The following is a 22585-nucleotide window of genomic DNA, read 5'->3' on the forward strand; positions in this document are numbered from 1 at the left end:
CCTTTATGTGAGTAGGGTTTTTAATGTAAAAATGAGTGCATTCATGTTATCATCATTCGTTTGGGGAATTCATAACGTTGAAGTTGCGTGTAAAGCAACAGATGTTAATAAATGCAGTTTGCAGCACAAGACCGGGAGGTGTTCTTGAACTATCAACTTTTAACTATTTTTTTGCTGGTGCTTTTTTTGCTGGTGTTGTTTTTTGTTCGTCATAAACAAAGTAGTGAACAAAGAGGCAATTCAGGCAAACAAAGCGCACATGCATCAAAAGGCGGCCATAAATCTGCCGCTCATACAGCCTCCTCTGAGGATGGAAACGACTGGATTGAGAAAGTCAACCAGACAGTTTCCAATGCGGATAATCAAGATTGGGAATGGGGCGGAAGCGGCTCAAGCAATGCTACGGCTTCTGTTTCTGCACAAGAAGTCGATCCATTGACCGAATACCAGGTTTATAAACAATTCGGTTATGAGAGCAAGGCTGCAGAGTCTTTGGCCGGTTATCTCAATACCTTGGAAAACGGTGCACCGGAAAAACTGGTTCATGAATTAATCGGTTTGAATCTGCGCGTCGGCAATATCGATATGCTGGCAGATACGCTTGAGCGCCATAGTGCTTCCCTTTCTGAAGACAGCGTAGCCGAATACTTGAAAGCCGGTTTGGCTTTAGATTCAACCAATCTGCGCTTGCGCGTTTTTGCCGAACATCATCTCGGTTGGAATATGCAGGAAGTGGATCGTCAAATTGGCGAACAAAGCGGTTTGGAAGTTGCTTCCGACGAGCATATTGCCTTTGAGAACGATTCGGCCGAACGCATTGTCGTTCCAGGTATGGGTAAACGTGCGCCTATCGTATTAGGCAAGAAAGATTTTGGTGAAATTAGCCCTGAAGAGATGGGTGCGGTTATTGGTTTTGCCAAACCGGAACGTAGTGCAAAAATCCTGAAAGATAAGATCAGCTACGAGACTGCTTTGCATCAATACAATAAAGCAATCCAAACTTCTGCGAAGCCTGCTGGTCTCATTATCGATGCCTTGCGTCTGGATTATCAGAATGAAGAAGTAGGGCAGTTTGCCAAGCATCTGTGGAAGCTTTACCACTCTTTGGGTCAATATGGCCGTCAAGTAAAAGAACGTATGCTTGGCTGGGGTTATAGCCTTGGTTATCACGAAATTTTTGATGATTTGGAAAAAGGGCCGTCTGAACAGCAAATTAAAGAGATTGGCTTAAAGCGCGGTTATATTCAGCCAAGTTCTTTGCAGATGAAAGCCAAATATCGTGAGTTGGTTCAAAAAGACTCTTCAGTTATCAGTGCCAGCTCTTCACCTGCTGATGAAGCTCTGAAAGAAGTGGAATCTTTGTTGGCCTACGGTCAGTTGGATTTGGCCATCGGTACTTTGGAACAGGCTGTTTTGCAGTATCCTCAAGAATCGCAGTTGTACATTATCTTGTTTGATTTGTACGAACGCGTTGAAGATTGGGGACGTTTGGAACAATTTCTGCGCTTGTTGCGTGAACGTGTTGTCAGCCTGCCTGAAGAGGTTGTCTTGGCAATGAGCCGTCTCTTGCAACGAATGAACCAATATTCAAAAAAATAAGATAATCGTAGAAAGTACGAGTGATGAATAATCATTTACCAAAAATTAAAACCATACGGGTTATGTTACAGGAGATGGGTGAGCAACAGCAGGCGGTATTCCGTATGGCATTTAAAATGCACAATACGACGAATTACGTCATCGTTTCCCCTGATTCTGATGAAAAACCGGATTTGGTATTGGTTGATACCGATACTCCGGCAGGTGTAGAAGCTTGGAAAGAGTCGAAGAAAACTTATCCGGAAGTGCCTGTGGCGATGTTTTCTTCCGAGTTGCCGACAGTAACGACTCCTTATTTGGCTAAGCCGGTCAAATTTGATACCTTGTTTCCTGTTTTGCGCAGCCTGGCTCAAGGCGGCAATGTTTTTGAGCCGTCTGAGCAACAAGCGGCCGAAGAGAATAAAAGACAATCAAATTCCGATGGCACAAGAAAAGCAACCATTCGCCGATTTAATCCAAATAAAGGCTTGTTGGGTGCGCTGAAATTTGCCAGTCAAGGACACCAAGATCTTGCCGTCCTGCATGAAGGTAAGCCGATATTAATCGTGTTTCCTAGTATCCAGCGAGTACTGTTGACAGTTAGTGCCAATGAGTTGGAGAAATTGTGTAAGAACGATAACTTGGCTGTCGTGTGTAAGGCTGTTCCTGATAATCCTCAATGGAAAGAAAAAGCCAAAGTCACCATTATGTCATGCTTGTGGCAAATGGCTATTTGGACTGCATCAGGCCGTCTGATTTATCCGATGACGCCGCAAACTGTCTTTACACTCAAGCGTTGGCCAAATTTAACCCGTTTGGCACATGTTCCGGAATCTATGCGTCTGTCGGCATTTCTGACGAAAACATCTGTTAATCTGAATGTTCTCTATAAAGTCATGCCTTTGGAGATGCCTGATATTTTGAATTATTTATCGGCAACATATATGACAGGCTTTTTGGCGACAGATACAGAGTTTGCAACTGATGCGCACAATGCGCCTTCGTTGAACGAACAGATTGATGTGAATAGCAAAGACGTACCTGAAACAGCAATGAGCAAAGAGGCTCAAAAAATTGCCGGTCCGTCTAAAGAACAACCTCGTGGCCTGTTGCAACGCCTGATGCGTAAGTTGCTGGGCAAATCGTAAAGGACACGTCATGAAAGAAAATAAAATTATCTTTACCGGTCCTGTCGGCGTAGGTAAAACCACTGCAATTTCAGCTTTATCTGATGAACCGCCGGTTCAAACCGATGCATCTGCATCTGATATGACACTTGTCCGCAAGGGGTACACAACTGTAGCAATGGACTACGGTGTCATTCATTTGGATGAGGAAACTAAGGTTCACCTTTATGGTACGCCTGGTCAGGAGCGTTTTAATTTCATGTGGGAAATTCTGAGCCAAGGCAGTATGGGCTTAGTGCTTCTTTTGGATAATACAAGAAGCAATCCATTGAAAGACTTGCAATTCTTCTTGGATGCATTCCGGGAGTTGCTGAAAAAAGCACCTCTGGTTGTAGGGGTAACGAAGATGGATATCCGATCTTTACCAAGCGTGGATGTTTATCAAAAATATTTAGCACAGAATAATTTTAATGTACCGGTTTTTGAGATTGATGCGCGTCGAGAAGACGATGTAAAACAATTGGTTACTGCCATGTTGTTCTCAATTGACCCCGGATTAGAGGTATAAGATGGAAGCGACACTCTCTTTACAAGCAAATTTATATCCTAAGATTACACCGGCGGGTGCGTATTATGCTGTTTCAAGTGATACGCCCAGTGCCAGCAGAACTTTATTGTATGGTCTGTTGCGTGCAGAGCCGTCTGAAACCATCAGCAGCGAAAAAATCTTGGCGTGGGCGGATACCAGCGACATCAATACCGCTTTGAACCTGCTATACCGCCTCCAACGCTTAGAATTTTTGTATGGTGATGAAGAAATCAGCACAGACGATATCCATTTGACTGACGAGCAATTGCCTACATTATTGGAACAGTTGTCCAATTCTGGCAAAGCTTTATTGGCTGATGAAAACGGTTTGTATTTTGCCAATGCCAATTTCCATCACGAGGCTGCGGAAGAGTTGGGTCTTTTGGCGAGCGAAGTGGCCAAAATGGAAGACAATCACCGTCTTTTGATTCGCAATAACCTGCATATCAATAATAGCGCATGGGGTATTTGTGATCCTTCAGGCCAAAGTGAATTGACCTTTTTCCCGCTGTATATTGGCATGACCAAGCTGATTTTGGTAATTGGCGGAATGCCTGACTTAAATAAAGAGGCTTTTGTTACTTTGGTTAAAGTGCTGTACCACCGATACGGCAGCCGTTGATTTTTGCCTGACCGATATTTATTTTAGAATGGAGCGACTATGCAACAACTATTAATCTCTGTATTAAGCGATTTGAACAATACCTCTGCTGATATCACTGCTTCTGCAGTTATTTCTACGGACGGCCTGCCGATCGCAACCATGCTGCCTTCCCACTTGAATGCAGATCGTGTAGGTGCGATGTCGGCAACGCTTCTGGCATTGGGCAATCGTTCCGTACATGAGTTGGCTTGCGGTGAGTTGGATCAGGTAATGGTTAAAGGTAAAAATGGCTATATTCTGTTGAGTCAAGCAGGTGAAAATGCAGTGTTGGCATTGATGGCAAAAGAAAGCGGTAAATTGGGCTTGATTTTGTTGGATGCGAAACGTGCGGCCAAACAAATTGCTGAAATCTTATAAAAGTTTTATAAATTAAAAAGATATAAAAATATTTTTGTTTTTATATAGATTGTTGCTTGACAGGTTTCTGATATTTTCTATATAATTTCATCTTTAATTCCCCGATAGCTCAGTCGGTAGAGCGACGGACTGTTAATCCGCAGGTCCCTGGTTCGAGCCCAGGTCGGGGAGCCAGATTTGAAAACCACCATCTTGTATGGTGGTTTTTATTTTATCTATTGGTTAATATTTTAAGATATTTTGATGATAATTGATTAAATGATTACACTTAATTCATCAGCCTTTATAGGAACAAATTATTAAAGTGCCATCACAACCATCCATGTGAAAAGTGGAAAAGAGTTTTGGAAAGCTATAAATCGTAGCAATCCAAAAGATAAAACAATTTATGAAGTAAAATAATTTATGAAAGGTTAAAAATGATTTACTCAGCAAAGCTAAAAAAATGGATGAAACAATTGAGGAATTTGCATATTTTTCTATAGAAAATAACGATCTATATTGTTTCCTTAATTGTTGTCCAATGGCTATTGAAGTGAATAAAGTTTACAATGTGGAACTTGACTATTTCATTATTGATGAGTTTATATTGGAAGAGGTTAATACAGATGAATCTGTTATTATTCCTTTTGAAAGAATAGGTGATAGTACACAATATAAGATAACAGGTAGGCTAGATGGCAATACATTTACAGCTGGAAATATTTGCTTTGAAGATGATGCTCTTCAATTAGAATATTCTTATTTAGATGGCAGATTAATTACTTTAACTGTATGGAGATTAAGTATATCCGTAATTTCTGAAAGAATATAATCGTTATATTTTCTAAGAAAATTATTGTCTATATAAACCGTGCCGTCTGAAAAAATCCCAATTTTCAGACGGCTTGAGACCTTAGTAAAAAAACTAAGTTTTTACCCAGGCATTTAGGGAATTCCTTATAAGAATCTTCTTTCAGCAAACCGAACAAACTATGATCAACAAATACATCGACCGATTCCTTTTGTTAAAGCTGGAGAAAGTGATTGATTGGCAGCGGTAGGCTGTTTTTAAAAGAAAATATGCTGTCAGACTTTGCCTTTCTTTCGCCAAACTGATAAACTGTTTGCCATTATTTTTGGCCGGGGCATAAATTTTTCATGAAAGACGCAGAGCAGAGTAGTTGTTATACCGCTTCTTCCCTTTATCTATGCCCGAAATTTGGCAGTCTGTCCGTTTTAAGCGGAACGGCTGCCTTTTTGTATTTTAAAGGAACGCAATCATTATGGATTTCAGTTGGTTGGCCGAGCCGCATACTTGGATAGGCTTTGCCACGCTTCTGGTTTTGGAAGTTGTTTTAGGTATTGATAACCTTGTTTTCGTAGCAATTTTGGCAAACAAGGTCAAACCGTTGCAACGGGATAGGGCGCGGATAACGGGCTTGGGTTTGGCTGTCGTTATTCGGATTTTTATGCTGGGCTTCATGGCACACATCATGACACTGACACGCCCTTTGTTTGAGCTGGGTGGTCTGGAGATTTCCGGCAAAGACATGATTATGTTTGCCGGTGGTATTTTCCTGCTTTATAAAGCGACTACCGAGCTGCACGAACGCCTTGAAGGCCACAATCAATTTGCGGTTGCTGAAGGACAGAAGAAGCATTCTTCTTTTTGGGGTGTTGTGGCGCAAATTTTGATTTTGGATGCGGTTTTCTCTATCGATTCTGTTATTACGGCAGTGGCGATGGTGGATCATATTGTGGTGGCAATGGGGGCGGTTGTTGTGGCGATGACTGTGATGATTTCTGCCAGCAAACCGTTGACTGCCTTTGTGGACAAGCATCCGACCGTTGTGATGTTGTGTCTGGGTTTCTTGTTGATGATTGGTTTCAGCCTGATCGCGGAAGCCTTCCATTTCCATATTCCGAAAGGCTATTTGTATGCGGCGATCGGCTTCTCGATTTTGATCGAACTGTTTAATCAGGTTTCGCAAAAGAATGCCCGCAAAAATGACTACATCAGCACTTCTTGGCGAAAACGCACCGCTGAAAATGTGTTGGGTATGATGGGTATCCGCGAAAGCATTTTGGCAAAAGCAGGCGATAACGGCGGCGATGACGAGCATTTTGAAGAAAACGAAAAATCTATGATTCGCAGCGTGCTGACTTTGGCGGAGCGTCCGATTATGGGCGTGATGATTCCGCGTCGGGAAATCGAGAAATTGGATATTTCCCAAAGTCGGGAAGAACAAAATGCGCAGTTGAAAAATACGCCGTATAGCCGTTTGTTGGTTGTCGGTAAGGCAGGTGTAGATGAGCCTTTGGGCTATATCAGTAAAAAAGATTTGCTGAACCAGCTGCTTGAATCGGGAGAAATCAATATTCAGACGGCCTTGCGCCAGCCATTGATTTTGCCGGACAGTACGACGGCGTTAAATGCGATTGAATTGTTCCGTCAAAGCAGCGCGGATTATGCGTTGGTGGTGGATGAGTTTGGTGCGGTGTTAGGTATGGTAACCATGAAAGATTTGTTGGAAACCATTGCCGGTGAATTCCCCGAAGAGTTTGAGCGTGAGGAAGAAGAAGCTGCTCCAGCCAGTCAGGATGAAACACTGTCTGTGGATGGTGCATTGGAGTATGTGGAATTGGCTTCTCAGTTAAATCTGCCTGCTCAAGAGGAAGATGCGGACTTTCATACCGTTGCCGGCTTGATTATGGAAGAGTTGCAAAGTATTCCTGATGTAGGCGATTTCATCGATTATCACGGCTGGCGTTTTGAAGTGGTTGAAAAAGACGGACAACGGATTGCCCGTGTGAAAATCAACCGTTTGCCAGAAGAAGAATAAGTAAAAGCTAATATAGTAAAGGCCGTCTGAAAATGTCCAGACGGCCTTTTTATTTATGGGTATACGGATTTAATGGTTGATGGGGCACCTTCACCCCATCAATCTGATACCACCCTCAGATGGTTGATAGATCGACTCCGTAGTTGAGTTCCTCTGCGAAGTCCGGCAGTCCGTAACCGATGGTTTTCTTGTAGAAAGGAGAGACCTTCGCAGTCGGTGCCTTCTTCTTGTGCTTCGTGGTGTAGAGCATTCGTGCCCGCATCACCTCGAAGGAGTAACCGCGCCCTTCACGGTTCTTGTCCTTGGCCAGTCGGTTGATGGACTCCGTGTAAGCGTTGGTGACGGGCATGTCCATCTCGAAGTAGGTCATGGTCTCTTCACGCCAGTTTCCCACTGCCCTGACCAGATCGCTCCAGACTTCCTTTTGGCCCTTCGGGATGGTGGCTATCCACTCGTCCAGGGCGGCTTCTGCCTGGAGCCGTGTGGTGGCGTCCCAGATGCCGTAGAAGCGCTCCTTGTGCTCGTAGGCGGCCAGCAGTTGCGGGAACGCGCCTGTCCAGGTCTCCATGATGAGGCGCTCCCGGTCTGAGACTTCGTGAGCGCGTTTCAGCAGGATTTTCCGGTCTCCCTTGAGAGTCCGGCTCTGGGACGGTTTCAGCTCCTTTCTGAGGCCCTTGCGCACTCTCTCTAGGGCATCGTTGGCCATGCGCACCACATGGAACTTATCGACCACGATACGGGCCTGGGGCAGTACAGCCTTGACCGCTGCCCGGTAGGGGTTCCACATGTCCATGCTGACGATCTCGACCTTCTGCCGGTCTTTCAGCTTCATCAGGTAGTTGGTCACCACGTCCTGGCGGCGGGTGGCCAGCAGGTCGAGCAGGGTTCGCTCCTCAATGTTGGTCAGAATGCAGCGGTAGCGCTTGTTCAGGTATAGCTCGTCAATGCCCAGGATGCGGGGCGTCTCGAAGCGGTGCCAGCGCCCCAAGAACTCGGCGCGGGCGTTGAAGATGTCGCGCACCGTCTTCTCGTCCAGGCCGGTCTGTGCCGCCACAAAGGTGTAGGGGTGGTTGAAGGATTCCTTCTCCACGTACTCATGCAGCCGCAGTGTCATACGGAATCCGTCCACCATCTCCGGTAGCTGGGGCCTGAATGTTGTCTTGCAGGCCCGGCAGGTGTATCGGCGGCGGACCACCCAGAGAGTGACCCGCTTGCCGTGGATGGGCAGATCACGATAGGGAACGTCACGCTTGCCGAACCGTACGAACTCACCCTGCACGCCGCATTCCTCGCAGGCGATGGGATCGGGCACGTCCACCTGGAAGTGCATTTCGTCGTCGGTTGATTTGCAGCCCAGTACTTGGTATTGCGGCAGGTGAAGGATGTTGTCGGGAAGTTCGGTCATGGTGTTGTATAGGCGTAGGTGTCAGTCAGATCCATCCGACTCGGCATTGGTGTTTGCTTTTTTACCCAACAAGCTGCTGGAAACGAAAAGTAAGGCACCGAGGACAATTGCAATATCAGCCAGGTTGAAGGCCGGCCAATGCCAGTCTCGCCAATAGAAATCAAAGGAATCCACAACATAGCCGCGAAAGACCCGGTCAATCAGGTTGCCCATGGCGCCACCGAGGATAAGACTGTAAGCGATGGCTTCTCCTTTATGACGATTTTCAAGGATCAGCTTGATCAGAAAAATCGAGACCACTACCGCGATTCCGATAAAAAAGTAGCGCTGCCAGCCTCCACCATTCGCAAAAAGACTGAATGCGGCACCGGTGTTCCATAGGTGCACCCAGTTAAAGAACGGGGTCACCGAAACATACTCGCCATAGGCCATTGATTGCTGCACCAGCCACTTTACAGCCTGATCAGACGCTGCCAGCAGGCCCGATATGGACAATAGGGCATACGGCGAGAGCTTTTTGCCAATAATGAGCATTATTTAACCCTTCAACGCCAAAATGCGTCTGGCACCGTTAAGTACAATCACCCCCGTGATGGTGCCGATAATCAGATCTGGATAATTGGAACCGGTCCACGCGACCAGGGCGCCGGCGGTGATGCCCCCCAGGTTGATCACCACGTCGTTGGCCGAGAATATCAAGCTTGCCTTCATGTGCGCCCCGCCTTCCCGATGTTTGGATATGAGCAGCAGACAACTGGTATTGGCAATCAATGCGACGAATGCGATAGCCATCATCACCAGAGATTCAGGCTCACTACCGAATACAAAGCGTCTCACCACCTCTACGAGCACGCCCACAGCCAAGATCAGTTGCAGTACACCAGCAAGATGCGCGGCACGTACCTGCATTTTCACGCTATGTCCAACCGCATAAAGGGCAAGCCCGTACACCGCCGCATCGGAAAAATTGTCCAGGGATTCTCCAATCAGGCCGGTGGACTGGGCGATCAGACCGGCAGTCATTTCCACTACGAACAGAAGTGCATTGATGCCGAGCAACCAGCGCAGGGTCCAGGATTCTTGCTTAGCAGAAGCTGCCGAAAACTCGGCGGCCTTGATGGTCTCTGGATTTGCAGCGACGGTTTCCTGAAGCGAGGCGCCTAGCCCCAAGGTCTTCAGTTTCGAGGTGACGGGCTCGATCTCGCCGTCATGCACGACCTTCAGCCGGCGGTTCGACAAGTCGAAGGACAGCGCCCGAATCTCCTCAAAGCCGTTCAGGGCTAGGCGAATCATTCGTTCTTCTGATGGACAGTCCATCTTCGGCACTGCATAAACACTGACCCATCTCCCTGTCGCCTCGGAGGAGGCCTGTATATCGGTATCCGCTGCGGACGTTGCATCACCGCCACAGGCGCCACCACAGGATTTGCTCATAATATGACTCCACTTGAACAATGTTGTGGTACCATTTTAAACTATAAAGCTACTATAAGGTCAATAGAGTAAAGAATCCGTTGGGGAGGAGGCTGATGCGCATTGGTCAGTTGGCGCAGTTGGTAGGGGTCGAAACACAGACGATCCGCTTCTATGAACAGCAGGGCTTATTGCCGCCGCCTGATCGGCAGGACAACGGTTACCGTGTCTATACCGAGAAGCATGGTGAGGGGCTGGCTTTCATCCGTCGCTGCAGAATCCTGGGCCTGTCACTGGCTGAGATTCACGAACTACAGAGCTATCAGGACGACCCTCATCAGCCTTGTACCGCCGTCAACGCCTTGCTCGATGATCACATCTCTCATGTGCGGTCGCAGATAACCGCTCTGCAAGCGCTTGAGAAACAACTCGTTTCACTGAGAGCGAGTTGCAACGATGACCGGGAAGTTGAGGCGTGTGGGGTTCTTGCTGGAATTAGCGAAGGAAACATGCACCAGCAGTAGGTGAAGCATCAACCAGATAATCCGATGAGATGCTAGTCTGTCTCACTCTCATGCAAAGGTAAGATCAACCATTTAATCCGCTTACCCTTATTTATCCGACTTTAGTTACCGTAATGTCCCGAGCCTAAAATTCGGTGTGAATGTGCGCCGGTTGCATGGTAGGGATTGCTCGGAACTTGATTGCACCAACAGGCTGCAAGCCAGGCAAAAGCGGCAGCTTCGACCCATTGCGGGTCAAGATGGAGCTTGGCTGTGCTGTGCAATTTGGTGTCGGGAGAAAACAGGGTTTCCAAGTCTTGCATCAAAACCGGATTGCGGATGCCGCCGCCGCAGATGTAAAGATTATGAATCGCCGGAGCAGCTTGTTTGGTCGCGTCAAAAATGGTTTGTGCGGTATAAAAGACCAATGTGCGTATCACATCTTCCGGCTTTTCATTACCTTTCAGACGGCCTTGAAGCCAGCTTAGGGAAAACAACTCTCGGCCTGTACTTTTGGGATAAGGGCGGCTGAAATAAGGATGGTCGAGCAGGGAAGCGAGCAGGTCGGGGAGGATTTTGCCTTGTGCGGCTTTTTCCCCGTTTTTGTCGTAAGGCTGCTGCCAGATATGTTGCATCCATGCATCCATCAGCATATTGCCGGGGCCGGTATCGAAGCCGAAAGAAGGGCTGTCGGGCGGGAGGATGCTGATATTGGAAATGCCTCCAATGTTGAGTACGGCTCGGGTTTCATTCGCATCTCGAAACAGCGCTTCGTGAAAGGCTGGGACGAGGGGTGCACCTTGACCGTTGCAGGCAAGGTCGCGGCTGCGAAAGTCGCCGACAGTGAAAATGCCGGTCAGTTCAGCTAACAGGGAGAGGTTAACCAGTTGAATGCTGTAACCGTATTCAGGCGCATGGCGGATGGTTTGTCCGTGGCAGCCGATTGCGGCAATGTCTTTGGCCGACAGGTTTTGTTCTGCCAATAGTTGTTGGACGGTTTGGGTGTATAGGCGGCTGAGTGTTTGCGCCAGGATATTGCTTCTGTGCAATTCATTTTCGCCTATGTCTTGTAGTGCCAACAATTCTTGGCGCAGGCCGTCTGAATAGGGTAGAAAGCTGTGGGCAACGGCTCGTTGCCATTGCTTGCCCTGCATTTGAATCAGTACGGCATCGGCACCGTCCATGCTGGTTCCGGACATGATGCCGATATAGTATTGGGGTTGCATTTCGGTTACAGAAAGAGAAGGTAAAGCGACATTTTAACGCCTTTTGACGTTTTTACGGGAATTTCGGCATTTAATGTAAATAGTTGGTGCAAGAAAGATTACAAAGAGGTTAAAATAACGTGACTCAACATGTTTTCCAAAAGGAAACTTTCCATGGCTCAAACTCAGTCGAGTGCGAACTTGAAGCTGATTAATACGGTTTTTGCCGCTATGCTTGTGAGCATGGTCGGCTATTTTATTTATTGGGGCCTGGGTTATACCCACTACAACCACTCCGGCCTGTTTATCCTTGCTACCTTTTTCGGCGTCTTCATGGCGTTTAATGTGGGTGGTAACGATATTGCTAACTCTTTCGGTACAAGTGTCGGCTCCGGCACATTGACTATTCCGCAAGCTTTGCTGATTGCGGCAGTATTTGAAGTCAGCGGCGCAGTGATTGCCGGCGGCGAGGTAACAGATACCATCCGTAAGGGTATTGTCGATTTGAATGGCATGCATCTGGATCCGATGCAGTTTGTTTTTATTATGATGTCTGCGCTTTTGGCTGCGGCATTGTGGCTGCTTTTTGCATCGCGCAAAGGTCTGCCGGTTTCTACGACACACGCCATTATCGGCGGTATCGTCGGTAGTGCCTTGTGTATGGCGGCATTGAACGGTGTGGATTCCATTGCGCTGATTCAATGGGACAAGTTGGGCGAAATTGCCTTGTCTTGGATTTTGTCTCCGGTATTAGGTGGCATCGTTTCCTATCTATTGTTTTCACGAATTAAGAAAAACGTTTTGGACTACAACTCTTGGGCCGATAATACGCTCAAAGGCATCAAGTTGGAGAAGAAAGCCTATAAAGAAGAGCACCGCCTGTTTTTTGATGCCTTGAGTGAATCTGAAAAAGTCGAATACGCCACCAAAATGGCGCACGATGCCCAAATTTATGATGAGCCGGACTTTGATCCTGAAGAATTGCAGTCTGAGTATTATCGCGGTCTGCACCGCTTTGACAGCCGTAAGGGCGAAGTAGATTCTTACAAAGCACTGCATTCCTGGGTGCCGTTTATTGCTTCTGTCGGCGGCATGATGATTGCGGCCATGTTGATTTTTAAAGGTCTGAAAAATCTGCATTTGGGCATGAGCAACGTCAACAGCTTCCTGACCATTTTCATGATCGGCGCAGCTATTTGGATGGGTACGTTTGTATTCGCCAAAAGTTTGAAACGCAAAGATTTGGATAAATCGACTTTCCAAATGTTCTCATGGATGCAGGTATTTACTGCTTGCGGTTTCGCATTCAGCCATGGTGCAAACGATATTGCCAATGCGATTGGTCCGTTTGCCGCGATTATGGATGTGCTGCGTACCAACAGCATTACTTCTCAAAACGCCGTGCCGCCAATTGCCATGTTGACTTTCGGTATCGCTTTGATCGTCGGCTTATGGTTTGTCGGTAAAGAAGTGATTAAAACCGTAGGCACCAGCTTAGCAGAAATGCACCCCGCGTCAGGCTTCTCAGCAGAGCTTTCTGCCGCCGCCGTCGTGATGGCCGCATCATTTATGGGCTTGCCTGTTTCCAGTACCCATATCTTGGTAGGTGCAGTTTTGGGTATCGGCTTGGTTAACCGCAATGCCAACTGGAAATTGATGAAACCGATCGGCCTTGCTTGGGTTATTACCTTGCCTGCTGCTGCCGTTTTGTCTGTTGTCAGCTATTTGGTTTTGCAAGCCGTGTTTTAACTGACTGTTTGATTTAAAAAGGCCGTCTGAAAGATATTTCAGACGGCCTTTACTTATGTTCATAAGAGTAGATTTTAGATTGCTTTAATGTCGAACAAATAATGTTGTTCAATGTTTAAATTGATACAAGAATAATCAGCGTAATAAAGAAATACCTTATTGGGAATAGCTTAGAAAAGATTTTGGTTTCAAAACTTGGCTTGGTGGGGGTAAACAAGGCTATTTTTAATCAGCCACTATAAGGTTAAGGCAATAAAAAGCCCCAATTCATCGACGTTAAAGATGTCGTATTAAATTGGGGCTCTATTTATTTAGTGCAAGCCTTATCAGGCCGTCTGAACATTATTCAGAAGCTTCGTTGGTCTCGGCTTGAGTAGGAGCTACTTCTGCTTCTGTAGTAGCCTTAGCGGCTTGACGTTCGGCTTGTGCAGCCAATGCCTGTTGAACGGCTGGGTGCTGTTGGGCGATGGTTTGTTCTTCTGCGCTGACTTCGCCTTTGAAGCGGTTATTCAAGTCAAAACGTTTGCCGCCGCGAGCCAGGGCTTTCAGATAGCGCGGACGGCGGCAGTGGTTAGCCAGTACGCGTGCAATCAGTGCAGGGTCGTATTGGGGCAGGGCGGCAACCAAGTCTTGGTCGATACCGACGGCCAACGGTTTGAATCGTTTGAATACATCATATTTGCCGTAAATGTGGTCGGCAATCATGTCTGTCTGTTTTTTCTTGCTCATAGTTTGGACGGCAGATTTCAGCGCAGCGCCCAAAGCGGTTTCTTGTGCCATTGCGGTTGTATTCCTCTAATATAAATCCGTATTTTCGTCATACGGCAATAAGGTGCTATTGTAGTATAAAGACTGTGATTTGGCTAAATTTTTCTGAGAATATTCAGAAATAAACGGTTATTTTTCCAATTTAGTGATGTCCGGTGTATTGACCTGTACATCGGCATTTTGTGCACGATGGCGTAAGGCGTGGTCGATCAAGACCAATGCCAGCATGGCTTCTGCAATCGGAGCGGCGCGTAATCCGACGCAGGGGTCGTGGCGGCCGTGTGTGGCAAGTTCGACAGGGTTGCCCTCTATATCAATACTGCGGCGCGGTGTGGCGATGGAACTGGTCGGTTTAATGGCAATATTCACATGAATGTCTTGTCCGGTGCTGATGCCACCCAAGATGCCGCCTGAGTGGTTGGATAGAAAGCCTTGAGGCGTGAGCTCGTCGCCGTGCTCGCTGCCGCGTTGAGTTACGCTATCAAAACCTGCGCCGATTTCCATGCCTTTGACGGCATTGATGCCCATCATGGCATAGGCAATTTCTGCATCGAGGCGGTCAAAAACTGGTTCGCCTAAGCCGACAGGGACGTTGGCTGCTTCGATATGAAGTTTTGCGCCGACAGAATCCAATGATTTGCGCACGCTGTCCATATAGTTTTCCAAGTCCTCAATTTGGCTTTGGTTTGCGGCAAAAAAAGGATTTTGGGAAATATATTCGTAGCCTTCAAACTGGATTTTTTTTTCGCCTACTTGGGTAACATAGGCGGTAATTTCAGTGCCGAATTTTTCTTTCAGCCATTTTTTTGCAACTGCTCCGGCGGCAACGCGGGCAGCGGTTTCGCGGGCGGAACTTCTACCGCCGCCGCGATAGTCGCGTGTACCGTATTTGTGCCAGTAGGTGTAATCGGCGTGACCAGGGCGGAAGCTGGTGGCGATATTGCCATAGTCTTTGCTGCGTTGGTCGGTATTGCGGATCAGGAGGGCGATGGGTGTACCGGTGGTTTTGCCTTCGAATACGCCGGAGAGGATTTCGACTTGGTCGGCTTCGCGGCGCTGGGTAACGTGGCGGCTGGTGCCGGGTTTGCGACGGTCAAGGTCATATTGGATATCCGCTTCGCTCAATTCTAATCCGGGCGGGCAGCCATCAATGATGCAGCCCAAGCCTGCGCCGTGGCTTTCGCCGAAAGTGGTAACGGTAAAGATTTGTCCGAAGGTGTTGCCTGCCATAGGGATACTCTTTTGAAATTGGGTTTGGAAATTTTTTGCTTGTTTGGATAATTCTCAGGCCGTCTGAACAGATGTGAGAACGAAATCAAAGATTCTCGTTTCACCGTTCAGACGGCCTTTTGAGATGACTGCTTAGTTCAATTTACCGTGGCACTGTTTGTATTTCAGGCCGCTGCCGCAAGGGCAAGGATCGTTGCGGTGAACAATCAGGCCGTTTTGGGCAAGTGCTTCAGGGCTGAAGTCTGTGCCGTCAGGATCAAATGCTTCGGTAACCAAGTCGGTTTGCGATTGACCGAGTAATTCTTCCATATCAGGCGCATCGGAGTGGACGGTTTGAACATCGCTGACGCTTTGTGCAGCAGTGTGGTCGTATTCGCTGTTGCGCTCGATTTGAACAGCAGTCAGCAAAGCGGCAATGTTTTGTTTGATGCTGCGCCACAGGTTTTCAAACATGATGAAAGCTTCACGTTTGTATTCTTGTTTCGGATTTTTCTGAGCATAGCTGCGCAGATGGATGCCTTGGCGCAGGTAGTCCATGGCGGCGAGGTGTTCGCGCCATTGGTTGTCGATAACTTGCAGCATAACGTTGCGTTCGAAATCCGACATGGCTTGTTTGCCGACCAATTCGACTTTCTCAGCATATTCGTCTTCGATGCGTTTGATAAGGCGCTCTTTAATGTCTTGGTTGTCCAAAGTGCTGTCTTCTTTCAACCAGCCTTTAATATCGACATGCAGGCGGAAATCAGCGGCAAGTTGGTGCTCAAGTGCCGGAATGTCCCATTGCTCTTCCATGCTGTCAGGCGGAATGTGGTAATCAACCAAGTCGCTGATAACGTCGGCGCGGATTTCGCGAGTCAAATCGCTGACGTCTTTAGTCGTCAGGATTTCGTTGCGTTGATGGTAAATCACTTTACGTTGGTCGTTGGCAACGTCATCGTATTCCAAAACCTGTTTACGCATATCGAAGTTGCGACCTTCGACTTTACGTTGCGCGCCTTCGATTTGACGGGTCAGCAGGCCGTGTTCGATGGCAACGCCGCGCTCGGGTGCCAGACGGTTGAGGATGGCGGCGGCACGGTCGAGAGCGAAGAGGCGCAGCAATGGGTCTTCAAACGACAGATAGAAACGGCTGGAGCCGGGGTCGCCCTGACGGCCTGCACGACCGCGCAATTGGTTGTCGATACGGCGGCTTTCGTGGCGTTCCGTACCGATAATGTGCAAACCGCCTGCGGCCACAACTTGGTCGTGTTCGGTTTGCCAACCGCTTTCAAGGGCGGAAATTTGCGCTTGTTTTTGCTGTTCGCTCAGGGTTTCATCGGCGTGGATGGCTTCGATTTGATGTTTGAGGTTGCCGCCCAAGACAATATCGGTACCGCGGCCGGCCATGTTGGTGGCAACGGTAATTGCGCCGACTTTACCGGCTTGGGCCACAATCAATGCCTCGCGCTCGTGTTCTTTGGCGTTGAGGACGTTATGCGGCAGACCGGCTTCGTGTAACAAACGGGAAACCAGTTCGGAGTTTTCGATGCTGGTGGTACCGACCAAAACCGGTTGGCCGTTTTTGTGACATTCGGCGATGTCTTTGACAACGGCTTCAAATTTTTCTTCGGCCGAGCGGAAGATTTGGTCGTTGAAGTCTTTACGTTGTACCGGACGGTTGGTCGGGATGATGACGGTTTCGAGGTTGTAAATGCTTTGGAACTCGAAGGCTTCGGTGTCGGCCGTACCGGTCATGCCGGACAGTTTGCTGTACAGGCGGAAGTAGTTTTGGAAGGTAATGGAGGCAAGCGTTTGGTTTTCGCGTTTGATTTCTACGCCTTCTTTGGCTTCAACGGCTTGGTGCAAGCCTTCGGACCAACGGCGGCCGGCCATCAGACGGCCTGTGAACTCGTCCACAATCACGATTTCGCCGTCTTGAATGACGTAGTGTTGGTCTTTGTGGAACAGGGTGTGCGCACGCAATGCCGCCATGAGGTGGTGCATCAGGGAAATATTGGCGGCAGAGTAGAGCGAGTCGTTTTCCTGTAATAAGCCCATTTGGGTCAGGATTTGCTCGGCGTGTTCGTGACCGGCTTCGCTCAGAATAACTTGGTGTGCTTTTTCATCTACCCAGTAATCGCCTTCGCCTTCTTCGGTTTCTTGGCGGATAAGGTGGGCCGGAACGGCATCCATCACGCGGTAGAGCTGGATGTTGTCATCTGCCTGGCCGGAAATAATCAGCGGCGTACGCGCTTCGTCGATCAAAATGGAGTCCACTTCGTCGACAACGGCAAAGTTCAATTCGCGCTGAACTTTGTCGTATTGGTCGGTCACCATATTGTCGCGCAGGTAGTCGAAGCCGAATTCGTTGTTTGTACCGTAAGTAATGTCGGCACCGTAAGCGGTTTGGCGTTCGAAAGGTTGCAAATCGGCTACGATCACGCCGACGCTCAAGCCTAAGAAATTGTACAACGGCTCCATAATGCCTGCGTCACGGGAGGCAAGGTAGTCGTTGACGGTAACGACGTGTACGCCTTTTCCTGACAATGCATTCAGGTAAACGGCAAGGGTAGCCACCAGAGTTTTACCTTCACCGGTACGCATTTCGGCGATTTTGCCATGGTGCAGGACCATACCGCCGATCAGCTGTACATCGAAGTGGCGCATGCCCAATACGCGGCGGGATGCCTCGCGGCAGACGGCAAAGGCTTCAACCAAAATATCATCTAGCGTTTGTCCGTCAGCGAGGCGTTGTTTGAACTCGGCGGTTTTGGCCTGTAAATCCGCGTCGCTCAACGCTTTCATCTGTTCTTCGAGTGCATTGATTTTAGAAACGGATTTACGATATTGTTTCAGCAGGCGGTCGTTGCGGCTGCCGAAGATTTTCTTAGCAATGTTTGTCAGCATGAATAATTCCTGCGCCTTGATATAATAGTGGGCGAAATTGGGATTTTAACACAAGCGCTTGTATAACGCGGTAATGCTGTTTGAAATAAAGGCGGTTTTGCTGTATTTCAATTGTAATTGTTTGGTTAATTTACTGAAAGGCCGTCTGAAATATATGGATTTAGCACAATTGGGCAAGCGCGACCGCTTATTGGCGGGCTTGTTGCAACAATCGCAACAATGGCGGAAATTGGATGCAAAAATCAAAACGGTTTTGCCGGTCAACCTGCATCCGCATTTTCAGACGGCCTGTGTTGAAGATGGAAGATTGGTTTTGCTGGCCGCCAACAATATGGCTGCTTCGCGTTTGAAAATGATCCTGCCTGCCATGTTGCCCAAGTTGCAAGCGTTGCACGACGGAATACGGGAAGTGGCGGTCAGGGTGGTCCCCAAACCTCTGTCCCAGCCGAAAACCAACAGCTTGCGATTGAGCGAGGCCGCTTTGGACAGCTTCGATGCGGCTGCGGCCAAATTGGAAGGCAGGCATCCCGAATTGGCAGCGGCATTGGCAGAATTGGTACGCAAGCACGGCCGCTAAAATCATGCCGAATGAGATTATGGTTAATAAATGTTAAAACTTATTTCATTTGACTGATAGCATCTAATACTAAAGAAATACGACCTAAACAGTAACTGTTTTCTTTTAGGTAAACTGATGTAAACTTGGCCTGAAACTTTGATTTCGTGCGAAGTTTGTAGCAAAATAACGCCTGAATTTCTTATCGCTCTGCGTGAATAAGTTTAAGTTTGGCATTTGCCTTTGTTAATATATTCGCGCGGGTTCTATTAATAGAACTTAACAAGACTCTCATCATTAGGAGATACATCAATGAAAGCTTATCTGGCTCTGATTTCCGCTGCCGTTATCGGCTTGGCTGCATGCTCTCAAGAAGCTGCAAAACCTGCTGAAGCACCTGCTGCTTCCGCTGCTTCTGAAGCTGCTCCTGCAGAAACTACTGCACCTGCCGATGCCGCTCCTGCATCTGAAGCTGCTCCGGCCGATGCTGCCGCCGCTCCTGCTGCCGGCAACTGCGCAACTACTGTTGAAGCCAACGACGCTATGCAGTTCAACACTAAAGAAATCCAAGTAAGCAAAGCTTGTAAAGAATTCACCATCACTTTGAAACACACCGGTACCCAACCTAAAGAAAGCATGGGTCACAACATCGTCATCGGTAAAGCCGAAGACATGGACGGTATTTTCAAAGACGGTGCCGGTGCCGCTGCAACTGACTACGTTAAACCTGACGACGCACGCGTTGTTGCCCACACCAAACTGGTTGGCGGCGGCGAAGAATCTTCCTTGACTCTGGATCCTGCTAAATTGGCCGGCGGCGAATACAAATTCGCTTGTACCTTCCCAGGTCACGGTGCTTTGATGAACGGTAAAGTTACTTTGGTTGACTAATCCGCTTTAAGCTTAAAAACAGACAGCCTGCCTTGCGCAGGCTGTTTTGTTATAATCTGGAAACATTAATTTAAAAATAAAACCTCAAAACCATGAATCCGTTTGAAACCAAAAGCGTTACTTTTGCCGAACCCATTGAAATGCTGTACGCCTGTCATGGCAAAGTGCGCCGTTTCTGCAGCCAGGTTGCCATGTTGTCGGACTATATTGCCGAAAACGGCTGCAATCAAATCGTTTTGCAAACCATCCGCCAGATTGCCCAGTATTTTAATGTTGCCGCGCCGTTGCACCATGAAGATGAAGAAGAAAATTTCTTCCCGCTTCTATTGCAATATGCGCCGCAAGCTCAAGAAAGCGTTGACGAGCTTTTGCGCCAACATATCAGCCTGCACAACAACTGGGCGGCAGTATCCGCCGAATTCATCAAACTCGAAGCAGACAACGCCTATGTCCCCGATGCGGAAGCGTTCAAACGCTTTGTCGCAGGATATGATGTTCATCTGGCGATTGAAGAGCCGCTGTTTGATATGGGCAAAACCTTTATCCCCAAAGAAAAACTGACCGAAATCGGCGAAATTATGGCTGCACGCCGCCGCAAATAAGGCCGTCTGAAACAATCGTCTCAAGGATATATTATGCTGACCCCAAAAAGTTGCGATTTGTTCAATATTCCCTTTTTCCAATTTTCCCAGCTTAAAAAATACCAGCCTGAAAGTATTCCGCAAATCAAAGCCGACTATAAAGAAAACTGGCAGGTATGGCAGCAGCTGATCCAGCAGGTTGCCACCGAATTGGGTGCGCCGTTTGCGCCGCCGCATATCGAACGCTGGTGTAACGGCTGGCAGGTTCGCGCCCATTTCTTTGCCTATTTCAAATACGAACAATATAAAAATTCCGCAGCAATTTTGTCGATTTTGCTCAACCGCCGCCGTTTGAGCGTCAGCTTGGATTGGCACTGCTATAAAGCCGATATTTCCCCCATTGCGTTGCCCGATTACAACCGCTGGCTGGATAATTTTGATACCGAAAAATACGCTTCATTCGATATGTGGCACGGTGCGGAAAGCGAATATGACGACTACCGCACCGTCGCCCAACAAAGCGACGGCGATAGAAAGCTTCGAGACGATAAAGATTTCTTCTGCATCGGCAAACACATCGAACGCGATGATTTGGGCAAGCAGGATGTTGCGAAATGGATAGTGGAAACAGTGGAAGACTTACTGCCGCTGTATGAAGCTTGCCATGGAAAATAACTCAGGACGCAGAAAGACAAACTGCCCATTCAGTATCTTCAAATAAACTCAAGTCCGTCTGAAAATCATATTCAGAACGTTTCAGACGGCCTGTTTCTCAAAGTGAACAAATATGACCGAACCCCAATCCCTAGAGCTTGCCAAAGCGCTGATTTTCCGCCCGTCCGTTACGCCGGATGACCAAAATTGCCAACAACTGCTGGCCGAACGCCTGCAAAAAATCGGTTTTGCCGTAGAAGAGCTTCATTTTGGCGACACCAAAAATGTTTGGTTGCGCCGCGGTACACAGGCTCCGGTGTTCTGCTTTGCCGGACATACCGACGTCGTGCCGACAGGCCCTGTTGAAAAATGGGATTCGCCACCGTTTGAACCGACCGAGCGTGAAGGCCGTCTGTATGGCCGTGGTGCGGCGGACATGAAAACCAGCATTGCCTGTTTCGTTACCGCCTGTGAGCGTTTCGTTGCCGAACATCCCGATCATCAAGGCAGCATTGCGCTCCTGATTACTTCGGACGAAGAGGGCGATGCGCTGGACGGCACGACCAAAGTCGTCGATGTGTTGAAAGCGCGCGGCGAGTTGATTGATTACTGCATCGTTGGCGAACCGACTGCCGTGGATAAATTGGGCGATATGTTGAAAAACGGACGGCGTGGTTCGTTGTCGGGCAATCTGACCGTCAAAGGCAAGCAAGGCCATATTGCCTATCCGCATTTGGCCATCAATCCCGTGCATACTTTTGCCCCGGCCTTGCTGGAGCTGACGCAGGAAGTTTGGGACGAGGGCAACGAATACTTCCCGCCGACCAGTTTCCAAATTTCCAATATCAACGGTGGTACAGGCGCGACCAACGTTATTCCGGGCGAGCTGAACGTCAAATTCAATTTCCGTTTCTCTACCGAGTCCACCGAAGAAGGACTGAAACAACGCGTCCACGCCATTTTGGACAAACACGGTGTGCAATACGATTTGCAGTGGTCTTGTTCAGGCCAACCTTTCCTAACCCACGCGGGCAAACTGACCGACGTGGCACGCGAAGCCATTGCTGAGATTTGTGGCGTTGAGGCCGAATTGTCCACTACCGGCGGTACTTCGGACGGGCGTTTCATCAAAGCCATTGCCAAAGAACTCATCGAATTAGGCCCGTCCAACGCGACCATCCACCAAATCAACGAAAACGTACGTTTGGAAGATATTCCGAAGCTGTCGGCAGTGTATGAAGGTATGTTGAAACGCTTGTTGAAGTGAAAAGGCCGTCTGAAAACGACAGAAAGGGTATTACTCCGCCAAAATCGGCATATATTGAGGCAATACCTTAAGGAACATCCTACGACGGTTCAATCAATTCTTTATCATAATAAGAATGGCAATGGATACGGGGACACATTTTCAGGAAGGTAGATTTTTATTAAGTCTTTTTATTGATAGGGCATTCCATTCAATTTTCTTAAGTGATATTGTGATACCAACTCGTTGATAAGGAGAAATAATGATGAAGTACGATAATTTTTGGGGCTGACGTAGATTAGCAGTTATGCTAGGCTACGAAAATGCAGATAACCAATTGTAAATTAAGCAAGAGATT

Annotated in this window: 21 protein-coding genes and 1 tRNA gene; 15 read left to right on the forward strand and 7 right to left on the reverse strand. The window is 47.9% G+C overall.

Annotation, left to right across the window (positions count from 1 at the left end; translation table 11 throughout):
• Positions 1–111 precede the first annotated feature (111 nt).
• The 8 genes from ACTHRY_RS02635 to ACTHRY_RS02670 all read left to right on the forward strand — a co-directional run bounded on the left by ACTHRY_RS02635 (position 112) and on the right by ACTHRY_RS02670 (position 7140).
• The gene (locus ACTHRY_RS02635; RefSeq protein ID WP_440374007.1) at positions 112–1599 is read left to right on the forward strand and encodes a 23S rRNA methyltransferase; all 1488 of its coding nucleotides are present in this window, start codon (positions 112–114) and stop codon (positions 1597–1599) included.
• Positions 1600–1622: 23 nt separating this feature from the next.
• The gene (locus tag ACTHRY_RS02640) at positions 1623–2726 is read left to right on the forward strand and encodes a response regulator transcription factor (protein WP_004519610.1); all 1104 of its coding nucleotides are present in this window, start codon (positions 1623–1625) and stop codon (positions 2724–2726) included.
• Positions 2727–2736: 10 nt separating this feature from the next.
• Positions 2737–3273 (forward strand): GTP-binding protein, encoded by a 537-nt coding sequence (locus ACTHRY_RS02645; RefSeq protein WP_003748733.1) that lies wholly within the window; start codon positions 2737–2739, stop codon positions 3271–3273.
• A gap of 1 nt (position 3274) precedes the next feature.
• A complete protein-coding gene (locus ACTHRY_RS02650; protein ID WP_003679679.1) occupies positions 3275–3916 on the forward strand; it encodes a hypothetical protein in 642 nt (213 codons plus the stop codon).
• 39 nt (positions 3917–3955) lie between these two features.
• Complete coding sequence (locus ACTHRY_RS02655; RefSeq protein ID WP_003679682.1) at positions 3956–4315, forward strand: roadblock/LC7 domain-containing protein; 360 nt, start codon at positions 3956–3958, stop codon at positions 4313–4315.
• 98 nt (positions 4316–4413) lie between these two features.
• Positions 4414–4489, forward strand: a tRNA-Asn gene (locus tag ACTHRY_RS02660).
• 271 nt (positions 4490–4760) lie between these two features.
• Complete coding sequence (locus ACTHRY_RS02665; protein ID WP_004519611.1) at positions 4761–5129, forward strand: hypothetical protein; 369 nt, start codon at positions 4761–4763, stop codon at positions 5127–5129.
• Between the two features lie 451 nt (positions 5130–5580).
• Complete coding sequence (locus ACTHRY_RS02670; RefSeq protein WP_440362230.1) at positions 5581–7140, forward strand: TerC family protein; 1560 nt, start codon at positions 5581–5583, stop codon at positions 7138–7140.
• A 115-nt stretch (positions 7141–7255) separates the two neighbouring features.
• On the opposite strand, the gene ACTHRY_RS02675 is transcribed toward ACTHRY_RS02670, so the two are convergent.
• From ACTHRY_RS02675 to ACTHRY_RS02685, 3 genes are read right to left on the reverse strand one after another with little or no spacing between them, the layout of a single operon-like run.
• Entirely contained in the window at positions 7256–8545 is a 1290-nt protein-coding gene (locus ACTHRY_RS02675; protein ID WP_049331821.1) for an ISL3-like element ISPpu12 family transposase, read from the reverse strand.
• Positions 8546–8566: 21 nt separating this feature from the next.
• Entirely contained in the window at positions 8567–9079 is a 513-nt protein-coding gene (gene lspA, locus ACTHRY_RS02680) for a signal peptidase II (RefSeq protein WP_003821921.1), read from the reverse strand.
• A 3-nt stretch (positions 9080–9082) separates the two neighbouring features.
• Positions 9083–9979 carry a cation transporter gene (locus tag ACTHRY_RS02685; RefSeq protein WP_070588402.1) on the reverse strand — a complete coding sequence of 299 codons (897 nt, stop codon included), beginning with the start codon at positions 9977–9979 and terminating at the stop codon, positions 9083–9085.
• Positions 9980–10074: 95 nt separating this feature from the next.
• On the opposite strand from ACTHRY_RS02685, the gene cadR reads away from it, so the two are divergent.
• Positions 10075–10482 (forward strand): Cd(II)/Pb(II)-responsive transcriptional regulator, encoded by a 408-nt coding sequence (gene cadR / locus ACTHRY_RS02690; RefSeq protein WP_004364961.1) that lies wholly within the window; start codon positions 10075–10077, stop codon positions 10480–10482.
• Between the two features lie 101 nt (positions 10483–10583).
• Here the strand turns inward: cadR and ACTHRY_RS02695 are convergent, their stop codons facing one another.
• Positions 10584–11687: an anhydro-N-acetylmuramic acid kinase gene (locus tag ACTHRY_RS02695; RefSeq protein WP_004519614.1), complete on the reverse strand. Its 1104-nt coding sequence runs from the start codon at positions 11685–11687 to the stop codon at positions 10584–10586.
• A 153-nt stretch (positions 11688–11840) separates the two neighbouring features.
• Here ACTHRY_RS02695 and ACTHRY_RS02700 point away from each other — a divergent pair, with 153 nt between their 5' ends.
• Positions 11841–13415 carry an inorganic phosphate transporter gene (locus ACTHRY_RS02700; protein ID WP_039862088.1) on the forward strand — a complete coding sequence of 525 codons (1575 nt, stop codon included), beginning with the start codon at positions 11841–11843 and terminating at the stop codon, positions 13413–13415.
• Positions 13416–13757: 342 nt separating this feature from the next.
• Here the strand turns inward: ACTHRY_RS02700 and ACTHRY_RS02705 are convergent, their stop codons facing one another.
• The 3 genes from ACTHRY_RS02705 to secA form a co-directional block, all read right to left on the reverse strand.
• Positions 13758–14195: a ProQ/FINO family protein gene (locus tag ACTHRY_RS02705; RefSeq protein WP_004519616.1), complete on the reverse strand. Its 438-nt coding sequence runs from the start codon at positions 14193–14195 to the stop codon at positions 13758–13760.
• Between the two features lie 117 nt (positions 14196–14312).
• Positions 14313–15413 (reverse strand): chorismate synthase, encoded by a 1101-nt coding sequence (gene aroC / locus ACTHRY_RS02710; RefSeq protein WP_440374008.1) that lies wholly within the window; start codon positions 15411–15413, stop codon positions 14313–14315.
• 132 nt (positions 15414–15545) lie between these two features.
• Positions 15546–18299: a preprotein translocase subunit SecA gene (gene secA / locus ACTHRY_RS02715; RefSeq protein ID WP_049323931.1), complete on the reverse strand. Its 2754-nt coding sequence runs from the start codon at positions 18297–18299 to the stop codon at positions 15546–15548.
• A gap of 154 nt (positions 18300–18453) precedes the next feature.
• On the opposite strand from secA, the gene ACTHRY_RS02720 reads away from it, so the two are divergent.
• The 5 genes from ACTHRY_RS02720 (at position 18454) to dapE (ending at position 22248) form a co-directional block, all read left to right on the forward strand.
• On the forward strand, positions 18454–18876 hold the full coding sequence (locus ACTHRY_RS02720; protein ID WP_049323943.1) for a DciA family protein: 423 nt from the start codon (positions 18454–18456) through the stop codon (positions 18874–18876).
• 291 nt (positions 18877–19167) lie between these two features.
• On the forward strand, positions 19168–19746 hold the full coding sequence (gene azu / locus ACTHRY_RS02725) for an azurin (RefSeq protein ID WP_036493110.1): 579 nt from the start codon (positions 19168–19170) through the stop codon (positions 19744–19746).
• A 92-nt stretch (positions 19747–19838) separates the two neighbouring features.
• Positions 19839–20348 carry a hemerythrin domain-containing protein gene (locus tag ACTHRY_RS02730; RefSeq protein ID WP_049323932.1) on the forward strand — a complete coding sequence of 170 codons (510 nt, stop codon included), beginning with the start codon at positions 19839–19841 and terminating at the stop codon, positions 20346–20348.
• 33 nt (positions 20349–20381) lie between these two features.
• Positions 20382–21002, forward strand: a complete 621-nt coding sequence (locus ACTHRY_RS02735) for a glucose-6-phosphate 1-dehydrogenase family protein (protein WP_049323933.1) — start codon at positions 20382–20384, stop codon at positions 21000–21002.
• 112 nt (positions 21003–21114) lie between these two features.
• Positions 21115–22248 (forward strand): succinyl-diaminopimelate desuccinylase, encoded by a 1134-nt coding sequence (gene dapE, locus ACTHRY_RS02740; RefSeq protein ID WP_049323934.1) that lies wholly within the window; start codon positions 21115–21117, stop codon positions 22246–22248.
• The last annotated feature ends 337 nt before the right edge of the window (positions 22249–22585 follow it).

Origin of the sequence: Neisseria sp. P0004.S004, from assembly GCF_051963335.1 — a bacterium.
Classification (GTDB): domain Bacteria; phylum Pseudomonadota; class Gammaproteobacteria; order Burkholderiales; family Neisseriaceae; genus Neisseria.

Bases quoted from the DNA above. Each gene is read 5' to 3' on its own strand.
- ACTHRY_RS02655 (WP_003679682.1), top strand. From the start codon at position 3,956: ATGCAACAACTATTAATCTCTGTATTAAGCGATTTGAACAATACCTCT.
- dapE (WP_049323934.1), top strand. From the start codon at position 21,115: ATGACCGAACCCCAATCCCTAGAGCTTGCCAAAGCGCTGATTTTCCGC.
- ACTHRY_RS02700 (WP_039862088.1), top strand. From the start codon at position 11,841: ATGGCTCAAACTCAGTCGAGTGCGAACTTGAAGCTGATTAATACGGTT.
- ACTHRY_RS02645 (WP_003748733.1), top strand. From the start codon at position 2,737: ATGAAAGAAAATAAAATTATCTTTACCGGTCCTGTCGGCGTAGGTAAA.
- ACTHRY_RS02720 (WP_049323943.1), top strand. From the start codon at position 18,454: ATGGATTTAGCACAATTGGGCAAGCGCGACCGCTTATTGGCGGGCTTG.
- cadR (WP_004364961.1), top strand. From the start codon at position 10,075: ATGCGCATTGGTCAGTTGGCGCAGTTGGTAGGGGTCGAAACACAGACG.
- ACTHRY_RS02650 (WP_003679679.1), top strand. From the start codon at position 3,275: ATGGAAGCGACACTCTCTTTACAAGCAAATTTATATCCTAAGATTACA.
- ACTHRY_RS02695 (WP_004519614.1), bottom strand. From the start codon at position 11,687: ATGCAACCCCAATACTATATCGGCATCATGTCCGGAACCAGCATGGAC.
- ACTHRY_RS02665 (WP_004519611.1), top strand. From the start codon at position 4,761: ATGGATGAAACAATTGAGGAATTTGCATATTTTTCTATAGAAAATAAC.
- secA (WP_049323931.1), bottom strand. From the start codon at position 18,299: ATGCTGACAAACATTGCTAAGAAAATCTTCGGCAGCCGCAACGACCGC.
- ACTHRY_RS02730 (WP_049323932.1), top strand. From the start codon at position 19,839: ATGAATCCGTTTGAAACCAAAAGCGTTACTTTTGCCGAACCCATTGAA.
- azu (WP_036493110.1), top strand. From the start codon at position 19,168: ATGAAAGCTTATCTGGCTCTGATTTCCGCTGCCGTTATCGGCTTGGCT.
- lspA (WP_003821921.1), bottom strand. From the start codon at position 9,079: ATGCTCATTATTGGCAAAAAGCTCTCGCCGTATGCCCTATTGTCCATA.
- ACTHRY_RS02675 (WP_049331821.1), bottom strand. From the start codon at position 8,545: ATGACCGAACTTCCCGACAACATCCTTCACCTGCCGCAATACCAAGTA.
- ACTHRY_RS02735 (WP_049323933.1), top strand. From the start codon at position 20,382: ATGCTGACCCCAAAAAGTTGCGATTTGTTCAATATTCCCTTTTTCCAA.
- ACTHRY_RS02635 (WP_440374007.1), top strand. From the start codon at position 112: ATGCAGTTTGCAGCACAAGACCGGGAGGTGTTCTTGAACTATCAACTT.
- ACTHRY_RS02685 (WP_070588402.1), bottom strand. From the start codon at position 9,979: ATGAGCAAATCCTGTGGTGGCGCCTGTGGCGGTGATGCAACGTCCGCA.
- ACTHRY_RS02670 (WP_440362230.1), top strand. From the start codon at position 5,581: ATGGATTTCAGTTGGTTGGCCGAGCCGCATACTTGGATAGGCTTTGCC.
- ACTHRY_RS02705 (WP_004519616.1), bottom strand. From the start codon at position 14,195: ATGGCACAAGAAACCGCTTTGGGCGCTGCGCTGAAATCTGCCGTCCAA.
- aroC (WP_440374008.1), bottom strand. From the start codon at position 15,413: ATGGCAGGCAACACCTTCGGACAAATCTTTACCGTTACCACTTTCGGC.
- ACTHRY_RS02640 (WP_004519610.1), top strand. From the start codon at position 1,623: ATGAATAATCATTTACCAAAAATTAAAACCATACGGGTTATGTTACAG.